Origin of the sequence: Ochrobactrum sp. P6BSIII (assembly GCF_014138065.1) — a bacterium.
Classification (GTDB): Bacteria; Pseudomonadota; Alphaproteobacteria; order Rhizobiales; family Rhizobiaceae; genus Brucella.
Map to the genome: position 1 here is coordinate 296,501 of NZ_JACGXB010000006.1, position 20,507 is coordinate 317,007.

The window sequence follows — 20,507 nt, forward strand, 5'->3', positions numbered from 1 at the left end:
TCAACCGGCTACAGGTTTTGCAGCCGCGGGATCGGCGCGGGCTGTGCCCTGCTCGTCCATCACGCGAACGGGTGCTTCATCGCGAACGGTCTGGACCCCTTGGGTGACGATCATGTCGCCCTGCTTGATGGGACCATCCAGAAGAATGCTGGTGGCATTGCGCTGCACGACCCGCACCGCGACCTTCTTCGCCAGCCCCTCTTCGATGCGCCAGATGTAAGAGCCGTCAGCGCCCCACTGGATCGCCAGCGGATCGACGGATGGAAAACGGCTGCCGGGGAAAAGCACCGTGACATAGAACGACATGCCTGCGCGCAACCGGTCTTCCGAATTGTCGACCTCGGCCCGCACATGCAACGTGCGGCTTGCCTCGTCGATCATATTGTCGACGGCATTGATCTCGCCCTTGTGGGTTTCACCCGGAAAGGCGGTTGTTGCCGCGGTCAGCGGCTGGCCCACCTTGATCTGCGGCGCAAAACGTTCGGGAACCCAGATATCGACCAGCATCTTGGAGCGGTCATCCACGCGCGCAATGGAGGTCTGGGCCGTGACATAGTTGCCCGCATTGACGGGCAGAATACCGACCACACCAGAAATCGGCGAGCGCACCGTGCGGCGGCTCAAGGCAAGCTGCGCATCCTTCAAGGCAAGCTGCGCATTGGCGACACCCAGCTCGGCTTCAACAGCCTGAACACCGGTTGCGGTGTTCGTCGCTCTCAGGCGTTCGATACGCTGGCGGGTTGTCTCCGCATCTTTCAGGGCCGTTTCGGCCTTGGCGACGGCAATCGTCTCGGTGTCGGAATCAAGTTCTGCAATCGCATCGCCCGCCTTGACGGTGTCGCCGGCCTTGACGAAAAGCTTGTTCATATAACCGCTGGAATAAGGCGTGATCGACACGGTGCTGAGCGCACGCGCGGAGCCGATGGCGGTCAAACGGTTATTGATGGTTTCTTCGCTTGCCGGTTCGACGACGACCAGTGGCGCCCTCGCGCCGGATCTGGCAGCGGATTGCTGAGAGCGGGACGCATCGGCGCCAGCAGCGGCGTTCTCCGACGCTGCATTTTTCTGTTTATAGGCGTACCAGCCGCCCGCAGCGGCCAGAACGATAAGCAGGCAGACGACAATCTGCTTCCACGATTTCATTAAGCTCTCCGGCAGAACCCGTCCCATCGCTGCCCGACAGGTCCCGTCTTTTGAAAAATATACTTTTTTGCTCGACACGTCGAATGTCTGACCATTTGCGGCAACCATTCGACACAATGGTTACCGCCTGCCCATGACAGAGATTCGATGGAGAAATAGCTAACACTTCCCCATATTGCTTTTTTGCATCGCCTCCCGAGAAGGTCGAATTAAATTTCCGTAATCCTTGCCAGCAATCTGTCGCCAGCTCAATTCAATCGATACAATAATGCCTGTTGGAAATCTGCTCCGCCACCATATATAGGAAGCTATATTTATTGCAGTCTCGAGACTCACAAGCATATTGGGCATATCGGGGCATATCAGACGCGCTGTATCGGCCAACAGCCCCAGACGCCGTCTATTTGGAATCAGGTTATGGCGGTTGTTGAAAAGACCATAGATCCGAGCGACGTTCCGATGGAGGCCACTGTGCAGGACGGAAGCGCGGAAGATCGCACGTCGCCTGCGCAATTCACGCGCCTGCGCTGGCAGAACCGTCTTTCCAGCAAACTGCTTCTGCTTATCGTACTCGCCGTTCTCGTGGCGGAAGTTCTGATTTTCGTGCCGTCCATCGCCAATATGCGCCTGCGCTGGCTGACATCGCGCCTTGATACGGTGGGCGCGGTCAGCGAAGTACTGGCAGCGAGCGCGAATATGGACGTCCCGCGCGCCATTCAGGACAAGGTTCTGCTCGTCACCGGCACCAAGGCGATTGCGCTGCGTGAAGCCGGCGCTTCTCGCCTGCTCGCCATGTCGGAAATTCCGGGCAAGATCGATCAGGTCATCGACCTCGATAATGTCAGTGAAGCCGCATCTATATGGGACGCTTTCAGCACACTTTTCTCCGGCGGTGACCGAACGCTGCGCATCTATGGTTCAGTGTCGCCGACAAGCGCGCCTGGCCGGGTGATTGAAATCGTCACTTCCGATGCGCCCATGCGGCGCGCCATGCTGCTTTATGCCCGCAACGTGGCCGTGATCTCGCTGATTATATCCGTGATTGCCGCCAGCCTGATCTATCTCATCATTCACGAAATGCTGCTGCGCCCGGTGCGCATCATGCATCGCAACATGATCGACTTTGCAACGACGCCGGACAATCCGGCGCTCATTCTGGTGCCGGAAAACCGCAAGGACGAGTTCGGCATCGCCCAGCGGCAGATTTCCCACATTCAGAGCGATTTGCAGCGCACGCTGAAGGAACAGAAGCATCTTGCCGATCTCGGGCTTGCCGTGTCGAAGATCAATCACGACATGCGCAACATTCTGGCCTCCGCGCAGTTGATGTCCGACCATCTGGCGGACGCCAAGGACCCGATGGTGAAGCGTTTCGCGCCCAAGCTCATCCGCACGCTCAGCCGCGCGATCAGCTATTCGGAAAGCGTGATTGCCTATGGCCGCTCGCAGGAAGCGCCGCCAAGGCCGCGCCGTGTCAACCTGCACGCAATCGTCACGGATGTGCAGGAAAGCCTCAATCTGGAAAGCGAGAGCGGCATCGAGTTCGACAATCGCATTCCGGACGATTTCGAACTGAACGTCGATTCGGAGCAGCTGTTCCGCGTGCTCAGCAATCTGTGCCGCAATTCCGTGCAGGCGATGGAGCGCGACGATACCGGCGGCGCTGCGGCTGTAAAGCGCCTGACGCTCTCATCCGGACGAATCGGCACCACGGCCGTCATCGGCGTCGAGGATACGGGTCCCGGCCTGCCGCAAAAGGCGCGCGATAACCTCTTCACGGCATTCAAGGGTTCGACACGCAGCGACGGCACCGGACTGGGCCTCGCAATCGCGCAGGAGCTTATCCGCGCCCATGGCGGCAGTATCGAGCTTCGGGAAGACCGCCCAATCGGCGCGCATTTCGAGATTCGCCTGCCTGATTTGCCTGCGCAGCGTGAAAGAGAACAAACGCGGCGGGAGGAAACCGCCTGACTGGGGAAAAACCCCAGGGAAAACAACGGTGGAGAAGCCCGGAAAACCGGGCTTTGACAAGAAATATTCACATAACGGCATTTTTTTCTCAGAAGACGCTTGCATTTAGTAATGGGTCCGATTATCAACCGCCCATCGCCGCAGCGAGCGGCACAAAGGCAAGCACCCGTAGCTCAGCTGGATAGAGCACCAGACTACGAATCTGGGGGTCAGAGGTTCGAATCCTTTCGGGTGCGCCATTTCTTTTCAAGCATTTAGCGAAGATTTCAAGATAGACTGATCGACAGATCGGCTTCGCTTTTTTGCTTATCCGCCTTCAGATCGGAACACGTCCACTCAAAATCAGGCTGCTGAAATAGCTTCGGCTCGTTGCTTTCGATGCGCTGCTGAATGCAGCGACATGGCTGCGGTCGCCTACTCCACCGAATCCATAACGCACTGATATGTAACGCCTTGAGAGGTGATCGCGATTTTCGTCAACGTCTCGTACGCGATTCCATAGCCCTCGCCTGCAAACTTGCTGCCGGAAGCGGATGGTAGCTTTTCAAGAAGACGGTCGCGACTAAAGGCGCTCAATCGAATATGGTCAGGATCGTCAGGCGACGTGAAAACATCGATGACATTGTCATGGTCACAGACATAAGAGATACGGTCCTGATCGGCCTCAGCATGGGCCAGAGAGGGCATCAGGATTAAAACGGCACCAAACAGCCAACGCATGAAAACTCCCTCCTGAGGCCCCGAAACGCGCCCCGCCTGAACGGCGTGAGCAAACGCCCATATCTTCCCGTTTAAGCACATCCTGTTTGAAAGCCGCTTCGTTCTTCGAACGATAGCTCGATTGGATGCGCGATGTTCTCACATAACGAACTGCAAGCAATCCGCGCAAGGGAGCATCGAAGCAACCGATGCGAAAAGCGGAACGAGCAAGCGCATTGCGCAAACATCAGCGCCAGTCATGCAGCATTTTTTCCTGGAGAAGAAGTGGTGCCCGGAGGCGGATTCGAACCACCGACACGCGGATTTTCAATCCGCTGCTCTACCAACTGAGCTATCCGGGCATCCTGTAGCAAGCACTTGGTCTTGCCGTGTGGCGGTGTAGGTGTCCGCCGGAAGTGGGTGGGTTATAGCATTAAATTTCGCGCTGTCCAGCACCGTATCGCATTTTTTATGCGCTTTTCTCACAGTTTCTCTAATGAATTGATTTCACAAGAGAAAAAGCGTCAAAAAGCCTAATTATCGCCCTCGTCCTCTTCGCCCAGGGGCTTGCCGGGGATGACATAGCTTCCCGAAAGCCAGCGATTGAGATCGATGCTTTTGCAGCGCGGCGAACAGAAAGGATAGCTGTCACGCACCGAAGGCTTGCCGCATTCCGGGCAAGGTCGTGTCGGGCGCAGCGGCGTCACGCGGGCGCCTGCTGCTGCGGATATGTCCTTCTTGCCGTTCATGGCTTAAACCTTAAACTTTTCCGGTGCTCCAGTTGGCATAGACCGGATAATCACCGTCAGCCAACAGGCTTACGGTTTCCTGGAGCGGCAGGCCGACCACATTGCTGTAGGAGCCAACCAGTTTGACGACAAAGCTGCCTGCAAGGCCCTGTATGGCGTAGCCGCCAGCCTTGCCGCGCCATTCTCCTGAAGAGAGATAGGCGTCAATCTGCTGGCGCGACAGGCGCTCGAAGCGCAGGCGCGTTTCCACCAGGGTCTGGCGCAGATTGCCATTCGGCAAAATGAGGCAGACGCCCGTGAAGACCTTATGGGTGCGACCCGACAAAAGACGTAAGCATTCACGCGCCTCATCGGCGGTTTCCGCCTTGGGCAGAATGCGCCGCCCAACCGCGACGACCGTATCGGCCGCGAGCAGGAAGGGCTTGGCGAAATTGGCGTCGCTCTTCAGCTGCGCCAGCGCCGCTTCCGCCTTTTCACGCGACAGACGGCGCGCCAGCGAGCGCGGATGCTCGCTACGCTGCGGCGTCTCGTCTATGTCGGCAGGCTGGATATGATCCGGCTCGATACCGGCCTGCCCCAGCAGTTCAATCCTGCGAGGAGACCCGGAAGCCAGAACCAGCTTGTGTTGCGCAACTGTCGTCAAGAACACCCCCGAAACGGCTGCCCGTGCGTGATAAGCTTACTTGAAGCGGTAGGTGATGCGACCTTTGGTCAGATCATAAGGGGTCATTTCGACCAGAACCTTGTCACCGGCCAGAACGCGGATGCGGTTCTTGCGCATACGGCCAGCCGTATGAGCGATGATTTCATGTTCGTTTTCGAGCTTCACGCGGAACATTGCATTCGGCAGCAGTTCCGTAACAACACCCGGAAATTCGAGGACTTCTTCTTTCGCCATGCGATACCTGTTTCTTTCTTCGATAAAAGCGTCCGAAAATGGACTCTGATCCTAAATTTGGCCGGAACCTATATGATTAGGCGGCATTTGTGAACAACGGAATTCCGTGAACTTATTTCGGGCTGAATCGCTGCAAAATCTGCGTCTTCAACCGATCCCGCACATCGCGATAAGCATTCATGATCTGCTCGCGGCTGCCGGTGACCAGCGTAGGGTCCGGCGTCGGCCAATATTCCACATCCACGGAGAAACCGCGCATGCGCTCCAGCACCGTATGGTGGGCAAGCGGTGTCAGCGTCACGATGAGATCGAAATAGCCGTCGGCCAGTTCTTCAATGCCCCGCGGCTGGCGGTCGTCGAGCGAAAGCCCCTCTTCCGAAAGCACGGCATCCACAAACGGATCACGTTCACCCCGTTTCACACCTGCGGAAGCCACATATATATTGGGTGGCAGCAGCTTTCTTGCAAGAAGTTCGGCCATTGGCGAGCGGATCGCGTTCTTGCCGCAGACGAAAAGCAGGGATGACGGCAGTTTCTGTTTCGGGCCCACATCGCCCTCTCCATCATCCTGCGCGCTCACGACATCAACAGCGACCATGCAGGCTCAACCTCGCCAATGCAGCACGCAGACAAGCGTGAACAGTCGCCGCGCCGTGTCGAAATCGACTTCGATCTTGCCCTTCAGCCGCGCCTGCAAGGTTTGCGACCCTTCATTATGCAGCCCGCGCCGCCCCATATCGATGGCTTCGATCTTGCTTGGCGTGGCCGAGCGGATTGCCTGATAATAGCTTTCGCAAACCAGGAAATAATCGCGCACCACGCGGCGCAGCGGGGTGAGCGACAATATATGCGTCGCCACATCGTCTCCGCTTTCACGGCTGATGGCAAAGATGAGCCGCGTTTCCATCAGCGAGAGTTTCAGCCTGTAGGGACCACCGGTCTCGTCGCCAATCGGGTGAAAGGAATTCTCTTCGATCAGATCGAAAATCGCGACCGCGCGTTCATGCTCGACGTCAGGCGTCGACCGCCCGATGGATTCATCGAGTTCGACATCAACAAGACGGGCATTGGGAACGCCAGCGGTCATGATGCCTCATAGATTGAGCCGAATGGCGACAGATTTGGCGTGTGCGTCGAGACCTTCGGCACGCGCGATTTCGATGGCAGCAGGGCCGAGAACCCGCAACTGGTCCGGACCGAGCTTCAGAAGCGAGGTGCGCTTCATATAGTCAAGCACGTTCAGGCCCGACGAGAACCGGGCCGAGCGCGCCGTCGGCAGCACGTGATTGCAGCCGCCGACATAATCGCCGATCACTTCCGGCGTGTGCGCGCCGATGAAAATGGAACCGGCATTGCGGATTTTCGGCAGCAGCGCTTCCGGATCAGCAACAGCGATTTCCAGATGTTCGGCAGCAATACGGTTGGCGAGCGGAATCGCCGCCTCGAAATCATCGACCAGAATAACTGCGCCGAAATCGCGCCAGCTTGCGGTAGCGGTCTGGGCGCGCGGCAGCGTCAGCAGCTGACGCTCGACCGCCGCTTCCACATCCTTCGCCAGCGCTTCGTCATTGGTCATGAGAATGGATTGCGCGGCGGTATCATGCTCTGCCTGCGCCAGCAGATCGGCAGCAATCCAGTCCGGATTGTTGTCCTTGTCGGCAATCACCAGAACTTCCGACGGACCGGCGATCATATCGATACCGACGATACCGAAGACAATGCGCTTGGCCGCCGCGACATAGGCATTGCCGGGGCCGACAATCTTGGCGACCGGCTTGATGCTTTCCGTGCCATAGGCAAGCGCTGCCACAGCCTGTGCGCCGCCAACGCGATAGATTTCCGAAACGCCTGCCAGACGCGCCGCAACCAGCACCAGCGGATTGAGAATGCCATCGGGTGCCGGAACGACCATGACGATGCGCTCGACACCCGCCACCTTGGCAGGCACGGCATTCATCAGGACCGAGCTTGGATAGCTCGCCGTGCCGCCCGGCACATAAAGGCCGACCGCCTCGATTGCCGTCCAGCGCGAACCAAGTTCAACGCCGAGCGCATCAGTATAACGGTCATCCTTGGGCAATTGCCGCGCGTGGTGGCTTTCAATACGCTCATGCGCCAGTTTCAGCGCCTCGACGGTGGATGCCGGTGCAACCTCGAAAGCTGCGTCGATTTCTGCTTCAGTGACGGCAATGCCAGTCTTTTCCAGATCGATGCGGTCAAAACGGCGCGAATAATCGATCAGCGCCGCATCGCCTTCGCGGCGCACGCGCTCAACAATTTCGCGGGCTGCGCGGTCTACATCGGCCGAAACTTCGCGCTTGCCGGACAGGAAGGCTGCGAATTGCTGTTCGAAGTTCGGATCGGTTTGTCTGAGCGTCGTGACCACGCTTGTATTCCTTTAAATAGTCCAGATAAGAGCAACCGTCCGCGTGACAGCAGACGCGATGCATGGAAGATTCATCTCATACGCCGTGACGCGGGAGCGATTCCGTTTCCCAGGCCGCGCCCAGATCCGTCAGCTGCGCTTCGATGCATTCCACCGAAAGACGGATAGCGGCATTTGCCGAGAATGTCAGTTCTATTGTGCCCGCAGGCGCCTCGCCGGGGACAAAACCGATGGTCAACAGCGACAGGACATCGTCCTGTTTCTGGCGGTCGATGCCAGTGACCTTGGCGGCAGTGACGCGGTTGAAATGCAAAGCGGCGCGGCGGCGCTGATATTGCGGCTTGCGCAGGAATTTCGGACGCGCTTCTTCCCAGACGAAGCGGTTCGCCGTCAGAACGAAGCGTTGTTCCTTGGCGATATATTGGAGGTCAGAGACTTTGAGAACCGCGTCCTGAAGATGGGCGGACAGGACCTGCAAATCCTCTTCATCCAACGCCACAAGCTTCAACATATCCATGGTCCGCACCGACTTCCTGTCATGTTCAAAACAACCGCCCCACATCGCATCCAGATTGGCGACACGGGTGGTTCACGAAGCAACTTTGCTCAATAGTTTGAGACAACTTTGCCCAATAACTTTGCATGTCGGCAGAAAAAAATCGACAGGCTTTTCAAGCCTGTGATCAATCAGCGTGCCAGAATGAAAAAGCCGGAACCTGGATTAGATCGCGTTTCGATCCGATTGCATCGGATCGGCGCTCTAATCCTTTACTCTAACGCGCATCTTATCCGAAAACCGTTTCACACTTTTCGGGATGCGCTCTAAGTTCCGGCTCTTGCCGATTATCCGCTGATGCGTTCGACATTCGCGCCGCAACGCGAAAGCTTTTCTTCGAGACGCTCGAACCCGCGATCAAGATGATAGACGCGGTTGACGACGGTTTCGCCTTCGGCGGCAAGCCCCGCAATAACCAGCGAGACCGATGCGCGCAGATCGGTTGCCATGACCTGAGCGCCCTTGAGGCGTTCCACGCCTTCAACGGTTGCGGTCTGGCCGGACAGCGAAATCTTCGCGCCAAGACGCGCCAGTTCCTGCACATGCATGAAGCGATTTTCGAAGATCGTTTCGGTGATGTGCGACGTGCCCTTGGCCTTGGTCATCAGGCCCATGAACTGTGCCTGAAGATCGGTCGGGAAGCCCGGGAACGGATCGGTGGTAACATCGACCGGATGGATGCCATGGCCGTTGCGCACAACACGCAGGCCGCTATTGGTCTCGGTGATTTCCGCACCGGCCTGACGCAGCGTATCAAGTGCCGACGAAAGCAGGCTTTCCTGCGCGCCTTCGAGCAGCACGTCACCGCCGGTCATGGCGACAGCCATTGCATAGGTGCCGGTTTCGATGCGATCAGGAATAACGCGAACGCGCGCGCCGGAAAGGCTGGTCACGCCCTGCACGTGGATCGTGCCGGTGCCAGCGCCCGTGATCTTCGCGCCCATTGCATTGAGGCAGTCGGCAAGATTGACGACTTCCGGCTCACGCGCCGGGTTTTCGATGATCGTTTCGCCCTTGGCGAGAACAGCGGCCATCAGCATGACATGCGTTGCGCCGACCGAAACTTTCGGGAAGCGATAGCGGCCACCGACAAGCCCACCCTTCGGCGCACGCGCCTTGGCATAGCCGTTTTCGATGTCGATTTCGGCACCCAGCGCCTGAAGGCAATCGAGCAGCAGATCGACCGGGCGCGTACCAATGGCGCAACCGCCCGGCAGCGACACGGTTGCTTCACCCATGCGCGCCAGAAGCGGGCCAATCACCCAGAAACTTGCGCGCATTTTCGAGACCAGCTCATAAGGCGCAGTGGTATCGACGATGTTGCGAGCCGTAAAATGGATGGTGCGGGAATAGGCGCCGTTCTGATGCTCGCGGCGGCCATTGACCGAATAATCGACGCCATGATTGCTGAGGATGCGGATCAGCTGCTCGACATCGGCCAGATGCGGCACATTTTCGAGCGTCAGCGTATCGTCGGTCAGGAGAGAAGCGATCATCAAGGGCAAAGCGGCATTTTTTGCGCCCGAGATCGGAATGATTCCATTCAGCTTATTACCGCCGACGATTTTGATGCGATCCATGCTGTTTCCCCTTCTGGGCCGGGGCTTGCCCCCGGTAATCGATTTGAAGCCGTTGGAACGCGTTTCGATCGGGATAATCGGATCAGCATTCCAACTGTTTGTTTTTAAGCACATCTTGCCCGAAAACCGGTTCACCCTTTTCGGGATGTGCTGTTGCTGCTGCCTGAACGGCGCGGCGGCGATACTGACAAAATGACGAGTCTTGCGGCGGAATTACGTTCAAACGCGAATCGCTTTTGAACGACAATGGCAACCGAGAACAGAGATGCGCTTTTACCTTAGCCGACGTCTCTCTTCAAGAAAGGCCTATTCGGTTTCTTTGCCAGCAGTGGAAATGCCGTCATTGCGCTCATCTGCCTCTCCGGAGCGTCGCGAACGCGACTGTTCCTTGCGGCGCATCAGATTCGCGCGCAGCTGATCGGCCAGCCGCTTCTTTTGACGGTCCAGCTGGTTTTGTCGTTCCTGATTGATCGGTTTTTCACTCATAAGCCGTGTTTACTACGAGAAAAAGCGCCAGAAAAGCGGCTTGATGCGCAGCTATATGCAGATTTCCACATTATGTGAAAAGAAATGCATTTGGTCGCTTGCGATTTGCGTAATGATGTGTCAGAAGTCCGCCGCACTCAAGAGAATGCTGCGGTAGCTCAGTGGTAGAGCACTCCATTGGTAATGGAGAGGTCGAGAGTTCAATCCTCTCTCGCAGCACCATTCATCTCTTTGATTTGGCAAATTTTCCCTGAAAAGTGATCGTAAATTGTCACCGCTTTATGCGATAGCATTTTAGCGCATTCTTACCCGTTGCTCATTTCATCGGATGGTCGGGGACCACTGCTGAAACATTGGCGGCTAGCCGACGGTAAAACGGGAAACCCAGGAGAGGATATTCTATGCTGTGGACTTTGTTCGGCATTCTTTCGGGTGCCTGCATTGCCATTCAGGCACCGATCAACGCAGCACTTGCGCGTGGACTTGGTTCCCCACCGACCGCCGCCGCAATTTCGTTTCTTGCTGGCGCAGTCATTCTCGCCATCGTCTCGACCATCACGGCAAAGGCGACCGGCAACCTTCCCGCATTCAATGTTCCGGCAGGCTGGCTGTTTGTTGCAGGCGGTGCGCTCGGCTGCATTTATGTCACCGCATCAATTCTGCTGACACCGCGTATTGGCGCGGCAGCCGTGATGGGCCTTGCCGTGGCCGGTCAGCTGATGGCCGGACTGCTCGCCGACCGCATCGGCTTCATGGGCGTTGCAGTGCGAGAGATCACCGCTGGACGCGTCGTGGGAGCCGTATTGCTGCTCACTGGCGCGTTGATGATCCGTTTTCTCTAGGATAGCGAAATAAAAACGCCGCGCTTCTCAGCGCGGCGTTTCGTATTCTACACAGGGCGGATGCCGGTTCAGCCCTTGAATGTGTATTCCGCAATCGACTGCGGCTTCATCTCGATCGAGAAGCCCGGCAGCGACGGCGGCATATAGGCCGCGTCCTTGATCACGCATGGATCGATGAAATGCTCGTGCAGATGATCGACATATTCGATCACACGGCCTTCCTTGGTGCCCGAAACGGCCACATAGTCGATCATCGACAGATGCTGCACATATTCGCACAGGCCAACGCCGCCCGCATGCGGCCAGACCGGCTTGCCGAACTTGGCAGCCATCAGCAGCACGGCCAGAACTTCGTTCAGGCCGCCCATGCGGCAGCTGTCGATCTGAACGATGTCGATGGCGCCTTCCGCGATGAACTGCTTGAACATGATGCGGTTCTGGCACATTTCACCGGTCGCAACCTTCACGTCGCCAATGGCCTGACGAATCTTGCGATGGCCTGCAACATCGTCCGGGCTGGTCGGTTCTTCAATGAAGAACGGCTTCGAGAAGGCCAGCTTGTTGACCCATTCGATGGCCTGATCGACTTCCCAGACCTGATTGGCGTCGATCATCAGATAACGGTCGGGACCGATCACTTCGCGCGCAATGGTCAGGCGACGGATATCGTCTTCGAGATCGCGGCCGACCTTCATCTTGACGTGGTCGAAACCTTCATCGATGGCTTCCTGGCAAAGACGGCGCAGCTTGTCGTCGTCATAGCCGAGCCAGCCAGCCGACGTCGTGTAGCAGGCATAGCCTTCCGCTTCGAGCGTGGCGATACGTTCCGCCTTGCCGGCTTCCGCCTTGCGGAGGATCGCGAGGGCTTCGTCACGCGTCAGCGCATCGGTCAGATAGCGATAATCGACGATATCGGCGATTTCTTCCGGCGACATGTCGGCCACAAGCCGCCATACCGGCTTGCCAGCCTGCTTTGCAGCCAGGTCCCAGAAGGCGTTGACGACAGCGCCGGTGGCGAGGTGCATCGCGCCCTTGTCCGGGCCGATCCAGCGCAGCTGGCTATCGCCGGTCAGGTAGCGCCAGAACTTGCCGGGGGCCGCGAGGAAATCATCCATCGAGGAACCCACGACCAGATGGCGCATGGCGAGAATCGCCTGACAGCAAATGTCGTTGCCGCGTCCGATGGTGAAGGTGAGGCCGTGGCCCTTCAGCGACGCATCATCCGTATCGAGGATGACATAGGCCGCCGAATAATCCGGGTCCGGGTTCATGGCATCCGAGCCGTCCAGACTTTGCGAAGTCGGGAAACGGAGGTCGAAAACGCGTAGGTCAGTGATTTTCGTCATGATATATCCGTGATCAGGGCATGATCCCAAAACATGGGAGCGGTCTTGGGATCATGCATAAACAAACACCTAGATGTCAGCGCGCACGTTCTGCTTCTGCGTGCCAAGGCCTTCAATGCCGAGTTCGACGACATCGCCAGCCTTGAGATAGCGAGGCGGCTTCATGCCCATGCCGACGCCGGGAGGCGTACCGGTGGAGATGATGTCGCCCGGCTGCAGAGACATGAACTGCGAGAGATAGGAAACGAGGTAGCGAACGCCGTAGACCATGGTCTTGGTCGAGCCGTCCTGCATGGTTTCACCATTGAGGGTGAGCCACATTTTCAGGTTCTGCGGGTCGGCGACTTCGTCCTTCGTCACCAGCCAGGGGCCGGTCGGGCCGAACGTGTCGCAGGACTTGCCCTTGGTCCACTGACCAGAGCGCTCGATCTGGAAAGCGCGTTCGGAAACGTCATGCAGCGTGCAGTAGCCGGCAACGTAATCCAGCGCATCATCTTCCGAAACGTATTTCGCGGTCTTGCCGATGACGATGCCGAGTTCAACTTCCCAGTCGGTCTTTTCCGAGCCGCGCGGGATGAGAACATCGTCATTCGGGCCGACGATGGCCGAGGTGGCCTTCATGAAGATGACTGGCTCTGGCGGCACAGCCATGCCGGATTCTGCGGCGTGGTCGGCATAGTTGAGGCCGATGCAGATGAACTTGCCGGTGCCAGCAACGCACGGGCCAAGGCGCGGATTGCCTTCGACCTTCGGCAGCGAATTGACGTCGACAGCGCCAAGCTTGGCCAGCGCATCGGGGGCCAGAGCCGCACCGGAAAGGTCGTTTACATGCGCGGAGAGATCGCGGATCGCACCATCGGCATCGAGAATGCCCGGCTTTTCCTGACCGGCTTCACCGTAACGAAGAAATTTCATGAGTTTACTCCTTTGGGGGGGATGAAAGAGAGGGCGCTAAGGGTGGTAGAGATTCTGGCTATGGCGTGCCGAAAATGGTGTTTTTCGAGAACCGGAGCGGAATGTACTTAAAGGTACATGAGCACCGGAAAGCGAAGAAAAATGCCATTTGCAGGCCGCCAGAGCCTGAATATCGACCGCCCTAAATCGTCCAGCCGCCATCAATGTTATAAGCCTGACCGGTCGTGTAGGTCGCACCGGCGAGATACACGGCGAGATCAGCGATTTCTTCCGGCTGACCAATGCGGCCAATCGGCTGACGGGCGATGAACGCCGCGCGCTGTTCTTCATAATCGCCCTGCGAACGCAGACGGTCCTGCAAGGACGGGCTTTCGACCGTGCCGGGGCAGATCGCGTTGCAGCGGATGCCCTTGGCGACGTAATCGGCGGCGACGGCCTTGGTGAGACCGATAACGGCAGCCTTGGTGACGCCATAGGCGAAACGGTTCGGCACGCCCTTCACGCTCGATGCGACGGAAGCCATGTTGACGATGGCGCCGTCCTTGCGTTCCAGCATACCCGGCAGCACGGCGCGGATGGTGCGGATCATCGCCTTGACGTTGAGATTGACAGCGAAGTCGAGGTCTTCATCCTTCATTTCAAGGATGGAGCCACCATGGACGACGCCTGCACAATTGAACAGGATGTCCACCTGGCCGATCTCGGCTACAAGCGTGTTCACCTCAGCCTCGTCAAGCACGTTGAGCTTGCGGGTGATGATGCCGTTGACGCCTTCGATTTCCTTGAGGGCGTCGGTGTTGATGTCGGTCGCATAGACCTTGGCGCCCGCTTCCGCGAAAGCCAGCGCGCTGGCGCGACCAATCCCCTGAGCTGCGGCAGTTATCAGTGCGGTTTTTCCATCAAAGCGTATCGTCATTTTCAAGCCTTCCGTTCGACAAGCAGGATGTGATCGCAAGCGAGCACCACTTCATCCCGCTGATTAAGCACTTCGCAGCGTTCCGTCACGCGTCCCATAGTGGCGCGCTTGGGATCGTCTTCCTTGGCACTGATCGTAACCCGTGTGCGGATCGTATCGCCGATATGCACCGGACGAATAAACCGCAGACGATCATAACCATAGGAAAAAGCAACCGGGTTGATCAGCGTCGCCGTAAGGCCGACGCCAATGGCAAAAATCATGGTGCCATGCGCAATGCGCTGGCCGCCCGGCAAGGTCTTGGCAAATTCCGCATCCATATGATGCGGGAAGAAATCGCCCGTATGCCCGGCATGAACCACGAAATCGGTTTCGGTGATGGTGCGGCCCGTCGTGAGGCGCACATGATTCATTTCATAGTCTTCGTAGTAGATTTTCTGTTCGGCCATGATCAGACCTCCGGTTTTGCGGCGAGCGGCGTGGCGGGCGCAGCGCTCGACTGATAGGCGGCCTCGACAAGCGCCATGGTGTGCCAGGCATCTTCGACGGACCCCACCAGCTCAGCATCTTCGCCTGTCGCGAAACGCTGCAACTGCGCCATACGATTGAGGAAAGCGTCCGGGAACCAGGCACCTTCGAGCGGCACGGAAACCCAGTCATCACCACCCTTGGGTTTGATCCAAAGTTCGTCCGGCTCACCGCGCGGATAGTCGAGATTGACGCCCAGTTTCACATAGGCCGCACCTTGCGCGCCGCAGATGCGGAACTCGCAGGCCTGAAACTTGCGGCCGAAATCATGGTCATGATTGACCGATAGAGCACAACGGACACGGTCGCCATAATCGAGGATTGCGGCGGTGCGGGTCTGGGCCACGTCATGGTTCGGATGGCCAATGGTCTTGGCGTGAACACCGAGCGGATTGCCAAGCAAGCCGCGGATGAAATCCAGATAATGGATCGAATGCATGGCGATCTCGATGCGCGGCAGACCTTTCAGGAAAGGCCACAGCCCCCACGGCGTGGCAAGTGCCAGCCATGCGTCGAAATCCACCACTTCACCAAGCAGGCCCTTATCGACGGCGTCGTAAAGAGCCAGCATCATCGGCGCGAAACGCAGCTGGAAATTCACCGCCGCTTTCAGATTGCGCGCGCGGCAGACCTTCAGGATCTCTGTTGCTGCGGCAAGGTCGCTGCCCATCGGCTTCTGGATCAGAACAGCCGCACCTTCCGGCAATTGCGACAGGATCGCTGCATGGGCTGACGGTGGCGTTGCCAGATCGAAGATCGCGCCTTCGACGGCAAGCGCTTCCTCAGCGCTGGCAAAAGCCTTGATGCCCCACTGATCGGCAAGCCCTTTAGCCTTGTCCAGATTGGGATCGAAAATACCTGCAACCGGAAAGCCGCCCTTCTTATAGGCGGGCAGATGCGCGTCGCCGACAATGCTGCCCGCGCCGAAGATCACAATGGGCTTCGGCTTGGAGGGCTTGGCCCACCACTGACGCAGCTGCTTTGGATCGAAAGCCTCAGTCATGATGGAACACCTCTTCCATCATTGCCCACCACTCGCCCTCTTTGCGGGTTTCGAGTGGTTTCTGGCATGGCATGCAGACGGACCACCATTCCTGATTTTTCGGGTTATCGGCCATCTTCTTCATGTCGGCGTCAAAGTCGGTGCCGACATAGTCCCATGTGCCGAACAACAGGTTTTCCGGCTCTTTGAGAAAGATCGTATAATTGGTGATGTTGCATTCCGAGATGAGCGCAAGAATTTCCGGCCACACGGCAGCGTGCAGCTTCTTATATTCTGCGATCTTCTCCGCATTGAGGCCAATCACCATGCCCATGCGCTGTTTTGCGGGAGACGTCATGCCGCCTCCGTGATCTCGCGGGTGAATTCCGAAATCGACCGGGCGCGTACTGCGTCCCAATCCCACTCGATGCCAATACCCGGCTCGGATGGTGCAATGGCGCGACCATCGCGAATTTCCATGCCCTTGGTGGTGAGGTCATCGAGCTGCGGAATATATTCGACATAGCGACCGTTCTGCACCGCGCAGACGAGGCTGACATGCAGCTCCATCAGGAAGTGCGGGCAGACCGGAATGTCGAATGTTTCAGCCGCATGGGCCACTTTCAGCCAAGGCGTGATGCCGCCGATGCGCGCCACATCCACCTGTACGATGGAGCAAGCGCCCTTCTGCATATATTCGCGGAAATGGCGGATCGAATAGATGGATTCTCCAACCGCGATGGGCGTCGGGGTGGAGCGCGTCAGGCGGATATGACCGTCGAGATCGTCTGCCGGAAGCGGCTCCTCAATCCATGCCAGATCAAGCTCCTTCAGGCGTTCGGCGCGGCGAATGGCTTCGTCCACCGTAAAGCCCTGATTGCAATCGGTCATGATTTCGAAGCCGTCGCCCAGCGCCGCACGCACGGCGGACAGGCGCGCATAATCTTCAGAACCATGCGGCTTGCCGATCTTGACTTTGGAGCCGGTGAAGCCCTTGGCCTTGGCCTGCAACGCATCCTCGACCAGCGCTTCTTTTTCGATATGCAGCCAGCCGCCTTCTGTCGTGTAGAGCGGGCAGCTTTCCTTGGCGCCGCCTGCCAGCTTCCAGAGCGGCAGGCCCTGCTTCTTGGCGCGCAGATCCCACAGCGCAGTATCGACTGCGGCCAGCGCCAGCGCGGTGATCGGGCCGATGGTGGTGGCATGGGTTGCGAATTCCAGCTTGCGCCAGATGGCTTCGATGCAATCGGCATCTTCACCGATGATCAGCGGCACGAGATGGTCGCTCAACAGGCGCATGACGGACGAACCGCCGGTGCCGATCGTATAGCTGTAGCCCGTACCGACCGCACCGTCACTGTCGGTGATGGTGACAATCGGCGTTTCCTGGCTGACAAAGCTCTGGATCGCGTCGGTGCGCTTGACCTTCGGCGGAAGGTCGACCATGCGCAGTTCAACTTTTTCAATACGTGCCATGGTCAGACTGCCCCGTTCTTGGCCCCATTCTGGGCCAAAGTCTTGCCGGTTGCGGCATCGAAAAGATGCGCCTGCGACAGATCGAGTTGCATGGTGATGGTTTCGCCCGATTGCAGGTGACGCGGGTTCAGCATGCGCGCTACCCACTCTTTGCCTGCGAATTCCACGAAGACCAGCGTTTCATTGCCGAGCGGCTCGGTGATCGAAACACGCATGTCTTTTTCGTGCACGGCATCACTGGTGGAAATGCCGTGGCCTTTCGGGAAGACATCATCCGGACGCAGACCGAACGTCACCTTGGTGCCATCCTTGGCCTTGCCCCGGAACTGGGCAGGCAGCGGAAGGTGATCGCCATTGGCAAAGACCAGATCATCGCCCGTCACCGTCGCTTCGCCCATATTCATTGGCGGGGAGCCGATAAAGCCAGCAACGAACTGCGTCGCCGGGCGCTTGAAGACTTCATCCGGGGTTCCGGCCTGCTCGATATGGCCATCGCGCATAATGACGATGCGGTCGGCCAGCGTCATGGCTTCGACCTGATCATGCGTCACGTAAACAACCGTCGACTGCACCTTGGCATGCAGCTTCTTGATTTCGGTGCGCATCTGGGTGCGCAGCTTGGCGTCGAGGTTCGACAGGGGTTCGTCGAACAGGAATACTTCCGGATTGCGCACGATGGCGCGGCCCATGGCGACGCGCTGGCGCTGGCCGCCCGAGAGCTGCGCCGGGCGGCGTTCCATTAGCGCTTCCAGACCGAGAATGGCCGAGGCTTCATTGACGCGACGGTCGATTTCCGCCTGTGGCTGCTTGGCGATCTTCAGCGAGAAACCCATGTTCTCGCGCACCGACATATGCGGATAAAGCGCATAGGACTGGAACACCATTGAGATGTTGCGATCACGCGGCGGCAGATCGTTCACCACCTTGCCGCCGATTTCCAGCGTGCCGTCGGTGATGGATTCCAGACCCGCGATCATGCGCAGCGTCGTGGACTTGCCGCAGCCGGACGGACCGACCAGCGCAACGAACTCCTTGTCCGCGATTTCGAGATTGATGCCATGCACCACGCCGACATTGCCGTAGCGCTTGACGAGATTTTTGATGGAAAGCTGAGCCATTGCTATATCAACCTTTAACCGCGCCGAACGTCAGACCAGCAACAAGGTGTTTCTGGACGATGAATGTGAGGGTCAGCGCCGGAATAATCATCACGACCGCCAGCGCGCACATGCCGCGCCAGTCGATGGTGAATTCAGCGGTGTAATCGAGAAGACCGACAGGAAGGGTCTTGGAATTGACGGAACGGGTGAGCTGGGAAGCCAGCGCATATTCGTTCCACGACGTGAGGAAGGCGAAGATGCCTGCCGTCGCGATGCCGGGACCGGCCAGCGGAAACTCCACCTGCCAGAAAGCCTGCCAGCGCGTGCAGCCGTCAATCTGGGCGGCTTCCGCAAGATCCTTCGGCACCTGACGGAAGAAACCGTCGATCAGCCAGATCGTGAATGGCACATTCAGCGCCACATAAGTCAGGATGAGACCGAAATGGGTATCGATGATGCCAACGCGGGAAAACACCATGAAGAGCGGCAACGAGAGCGCAATGCCCGGCACCGAACGCGTCAGCATGAAGCCGAGGAAGGTTGCCGACTTGCCCCAGAAGCGGAAGCGCGCGAAAGCATAGCCGCCCGAAACGCCGACGATCAGCGCAATCACGGTGGAGGTCACCGAGATGATGAGCGAATTGCGGAAATAATCCCAAACCGGAATACCGCCAGCACCGGCGCCCGAGAACATGGCGCGATAGGCCTCGAAGGTGATTTCCTGCGGAATCCACACCGGCGGCTTCGCCATGATTTCGACCGGCGGACGCAGCGAGGACAGCACGATCCACAGGCCGGGCAGGCAGATGACGGTCATCGCCAGAAACAGGCCAACCAGATAGACGATTTTCTTGATACGGCGCAGCAGGCGATGCTGGCTGTTGCTGAGTGTTGTTGTTGCCATGATTACCACTCCGCTCCAATCTGCGTGCGTGCGGACGCAAGTTTGCGGAAGAACAAGACGGTGAAGAGGATCGAGAGCAGGATCGCGACATAGGCCATGGCGTTGGCCATGCCCATCTGCGCATCCGCATAGGCCGTGCGGCCAACCAGCGTCCAGATCAGCTCGGTTCGGCGTGCCGGGCCGCCATCGGTCATGATCTTCACAATGTCATAAGCACGCGCCACATCCAGCGAACGGATGGTCATCGCGATATAGGCGAAAGGCATCAGGTAAGGCCAGATGACATAACGGAAGGTCTGCCACGGCGTACAGCCATCGACGCGCGCGGCTTCCACCGGATCCTGCGGCATGGACAAAAGACCGCCCAGAATGAGGATCGCGAAGACCGAGGTCGACATCCAGACTTCCGCCAGCAGGATGGCGATCAGTGCCAGATTGCCGTCGATCAGCCATGGAATGGCGGTATTGGTCAGGCCCAGCGACTGCAGCGCATTGTTGACCAGGCCGATATTGTCATTGAACATGAACTTGAACTGGAAGCCGACGAGCACCGGCGAGAACATCATCGGGAACATCATCAGCGTGCGCAACACGCGCTGGCCGCGCGTCGCCTTGTTGACGAGCATCGCAAGGCCGAGGCCGAGCAGCATTTCCAGATTGAGCGCAATGGTGAGGAAAACCACCGTGCGAATAAAGGCCGCCCAGAACACCCAGTCGGTCAAAATGCGCTGATAGTTGCGGAAACCGATGAAGTTGAACAGGCTCTCGGGACGCGTCAGCCGAAACGGCGTGAAGCTCGAATAAAGCGACAGCGCGAGAGGAAACAGAACCACCGCTGCGAGGATGATAAAGGCCGGGAGCAGAAGCAGGACCGGCGGGGAAAGTCTCTTGAACATTGCTCTTCCAAACAGTGGATTGGCAAACAGTGGAACTGCTAACCGGCGGAACTGCAAAACATGGTCCCGACCTGGCAGTGCTACTGGCAAAAAAGGCCCGCCCCAAAAAGGTTTCAGGGCGGGCCCATGACATTACT

The 20,507-nt window shown here is 58.0% G+C and carries 23 protein-coding genes and 3 tRNA genes; 4 read left to right on the top strand and 22 right to left on the bottom strand.

What is annotated here, in order from left to right; translation table 11 throughout:
- On the bottom strand, positions 1-1,143 hold the full coding sequence (locus FHW00_RS11135) for an efflux RND transporter periplasmic adaptor subunit (protein ID WP_078337874.1): 1,143 nt from the start codon (positions 1,141-1,143) through the stop codon (positions 1-3).
- Positions 1,144-1,560: 417 nt separating this feature from the next.
- Here FHW00_RS11135 and FHW00_RS11140 point away from each other — a divergent pair, with 417 nt between their 5' ends.
- Both FHW00_RS11140 and FHW00_RS11145 read left to right on the top strand, forming a co-directional pair.
- On the top strand, positions 1,561-3,114 hold the full coding sequence (locus FHW00_RS11140) for a sensor histidine kinase (protein ID WP_078337873.1): 1,554 nt from the start codon (positions 1,561-1,563) through the stop codon (positions 3,112-3,114).
- Between the two features lie 162 nt (positions 3,115-3,276).
- A tRNA-Arg gene (locus FHW00_RS11145) sits at positions 3,277-3,353 on the top strand.
- A 175-nt stretch (positions 3,354-3,528) separates the two neighbouring features.
- Here the strand turns inward: FHW00_RS11145 and FHW00_RS11150 are convergent.
- The 11 genes from FHW00_RS11150 to FHW00_RS11200 all read right to left on the bottom strand — a co-directional run bounded on the left by FHW00_RS11150 (position 3,529) and on the right by FHW00_RS11200 (position 10,468).
- Complete coding sequence (locus tag FHW00_RS11150; protein WP_139364356.1) at positions 3,529-3,834, bottom strand: hypothetical protein; 306 nt, start codon at positions 3,832-3,834, stop codon at positions 3,529-3,531.
- A 265-nt stretch (positions 3,835-4,099) separates the two neighbouring features.
- Positions 4,100-4,175: transfer RNA gene (locus FHW00_RS11155), tRNA-Phe, on the bottom strand.
- A gap of 171 nt (positions 4,176-4,346) precedes the next feature.
- Positions 4,347-4,562, bottom strand: a complete 216-nt coding sequence (yacG, locus tag FHW00_RS11160) for a DNA gyrase inhibitor YacG (RefSeq protein WP_078337871.1) — start codon at positions 4,560-4,562, stop codon at positions 4,347-4,349.
- Positions 4,563-4,572: 10 nt separating this feature from the next.
- Complete coding sequence (locus tag FHW00_RS11165; RefSeq protein WP_078338109.1) at positions 4,573-5,205, bottom strand: Maf-like protein; 633 nt, start codon at positions 5,203-5,205, stop codon at positions 4,573-4,575.
- A 36-nt stretch (positions 5,206-5,241) separates the two neighbouring features.
- On the bottom strand, positions 5,242-5,460 hold the full coding sequence (infA, locus tag FHW00_RS11170) for a translation initiation factor IF-1 (protein WP_002965531.1): 219 nt from the start codon (positions 5,458-5,460) through the stop codon (positions 5,242-5,244).
- Between the two features lie 112 nt (positions 5,461-5,572).
- Positions 5,573-6,058, bottom strand: a complete 486-nt coding sequence (locus FHW00_RS11175) for an arsenate-mycothiol transferase ArsC (protein ID WP_078337870.1) — start codon at positions 6,056-6,058, stop codon at positions 5,573-5,575.
- 6 nt (positions 6,059-6,064) lie between these two features.
- Positions 6,065-6,547, bottom strand: coding sequence for a UPF0262 family protein (locus FHW00_RS11180; protein WP_078337869.1), 483 nt, complete (start codon positions 6,545-6,547; stop codon positions 6,065-6,067).
- A gap of 6 nt (positions 6,548-6,553) precedes the next feature.
- Positions 6,554-7,846, bottom strand: a complete 1,293-nt coding sequence (gene hisD / locus FHW00_RS11185; RefSeq protein WP_078337868.1) for a histidinol dehydrogenase — start codon at positions 7,844-7,846, stop codon at positions 6,554-6,556.
- 76 nt (positions 7,847-7,922) lie between these two features.
- Positions 7,923-8,363, bottom strand: a complete 441-nt coding sequence (locus FHW00_RS11190) for a DUF2948 family protein (RefSeq protein WP_078337867.1) — start codon at positions 8,361-8,363, stop codon at positions 7,923-7,925.
- A 326-nt stretch (positions 8,364-8,689) separates the two neighbouring features.
- Positions 8,690-9,982 (bottom strand): UDP-N-acetylglucosamine 1-carboxyvinyltransferase, encoded by a 1,293-nt coding sequence (gene murA / locus FHW00_RS11195; protein WP_078337866.1) that lies wholly within the window; start codon positions 9,980-9,982, stop codon positions 8,690-8,692.
- Between the two features lie 306 nt (positions 9,983-10,288).
- A complete protein-coding gene (locus FHW00_RS11200; protein WP_078337864.1) occupies positions 10,289-10,468 on the bottom strand; it encodes a hypothetical protein in 180 nt (59 codons plus the stop codon).
- 147 nt (positions 10,469-10,615) lie between these two features.
- Here FHW00_RS11200 and FHW00_RS11205 point away from each other — a divergent pair.
- A tRNA-Thr gene (locus FHW00_RS11205) sits at positions 10,616-10,690 on the top strand.
- Between the two features lie 179 nt (positions 10,691-10,869).
- Positions 10,870-11,310, top strand: coding sequence for a DMT family transporter (locus FHW00_RS11210; RefSeq protein ID WP_078337863.1), 441 nt, complete (start codon positions 10,870-10,872; stop codon positions 11,308-11,310).
- 68 nt (positions 11,311-11,378) lie between these two features.
- Here FHW00_RS11210 and FHW00_RS11215 read toward each other — a convergent pair whose 3' ends face one another.
- The 10 genes from FHW00_RS11215 to FHW00_RS11260 form a co-directional block, all read right to left on the bottom strand.
- Positions 11,379-12,656, bottom strand: a complete 1,278-nt coding sequence (locus FHW00_RS11215) for an L-fuconate dehydratase (RefSeq protein WP_078337862.1) — start codon at positions 12,654-12,656, stop codon at positions 11,379-11,381.
- A gap of 69 nt (positions 12,657-12,725) precedes the next feature.
- Complete coding sequence (locus tag FHW00_RS11220; RefSeq protein WP_078337861.1) at positions 12,726-13,571, bottom strand: fumarylacetoacetate hydrolase family protein; 846 nt, start codon at positions 13,569-13,571, stop codon at positions 12,726-12,728.
- Positions 13,572-13,752: 181 nt separating this feature from the next.
- Complete coding sequence (locus FHW00_RS11225; protein ID WP_078337860.1) at positions 13,753-14,487, bottom strand: SDR family oxidoreductase; 735 nt, start codon at positions 14,485-14,487, stop codon at positions 13,753-13,755.
- A gap of 2 nt (positions 14,488-14,489) precedes the next feature.
- Entirely contained in the window at positions 14,490-14,936 is a 447-nt protein-coding gene (locus FHW00_RS11230; protein WP_078337859.1) for a MaoC/PaaZ C-terminal domain-containing protein, read from the bottom strand.
- A 2-nt stretch (positions 14,937-14,938) separates the two neighbouring features.
- Positions 14,939-16,018, bottom strand: a complete 1,080-nt coding sequence (locus tag FHW00_RS11235) for a Gfo/Idh/MocA family protein (RefSeq protein WP_078337858.1) — start codon at positions 16,016-16,018, stop codon at positions 14,939-14,941.
- Positions 16,011-16,355: an L-rhamnose mutarotase gene (locus tag FHW00_RS11240; RefSeq protein ID WP_078337857.1), complete on the bottom strand. Its 345-nt coding sequence runs from the start codon at positions 16,353-16,355 to the stop codon at positions 16,011-16,013. Before FHW00_RS11240 ends, FHW00_RS11235 begins: the two co-directional genes overlap by 8 nt.
- The gene (locus FHW00_RS11245; protein WP_078337856.1) at positions 16,352-17,470 is read right to left on the bottom strand and encodes a mandelate racemase/muconate lactonizing enzyme family protein; all 1,119 of its coding nucleotides are present in this window, start codon (positions 17,468-17,470) and stop codon (positions 16,352-16,354) included. Before FHW00_RS11245 ends, FHW00_RS11240 begins: the two co-directional genes overlap by 4 nt.
- A gap of 2 nt (positions 17,471-17,472) precedes the next feature.
- Complete coding sequence (locus FHW00_RS11250; protein ID WP_078337855.1) at positions 17,473-18,588, bottom strand: ABC transporter ATP-binding protein; 1,116 nt, start codon at positions 18,586-18,588, stop codon at positions 17,473-17,475.
- Positions 18,589-18,595: 7 nt separating this feature from the next.
- Complete coding sequence (locus FHW00_RS11255) at positions 18,596-19,474, bottom strand: carbohydrate ABC transporter permease (RefSeq protein ID WP_078337854.1); 879 nt, start codon at positions 19,472-19,474, stop codon at positions 18,596-18,598.
- Positions 19,475-19,476: 2 nt separating this feature from the next.
- On the bottom strand, positions 19,477-20,370 hold the full coding sequence (locus FHW00_RS11260; protein WP_078337853.1) for a carbohydrate ABC transporter permease: 894 nt from the start codon (positions 20,368-20,370) through the stop codon (positions 19,477-19,479).
- Positions 20,371-20,507 lie beyond the last annotated feature (137 nt).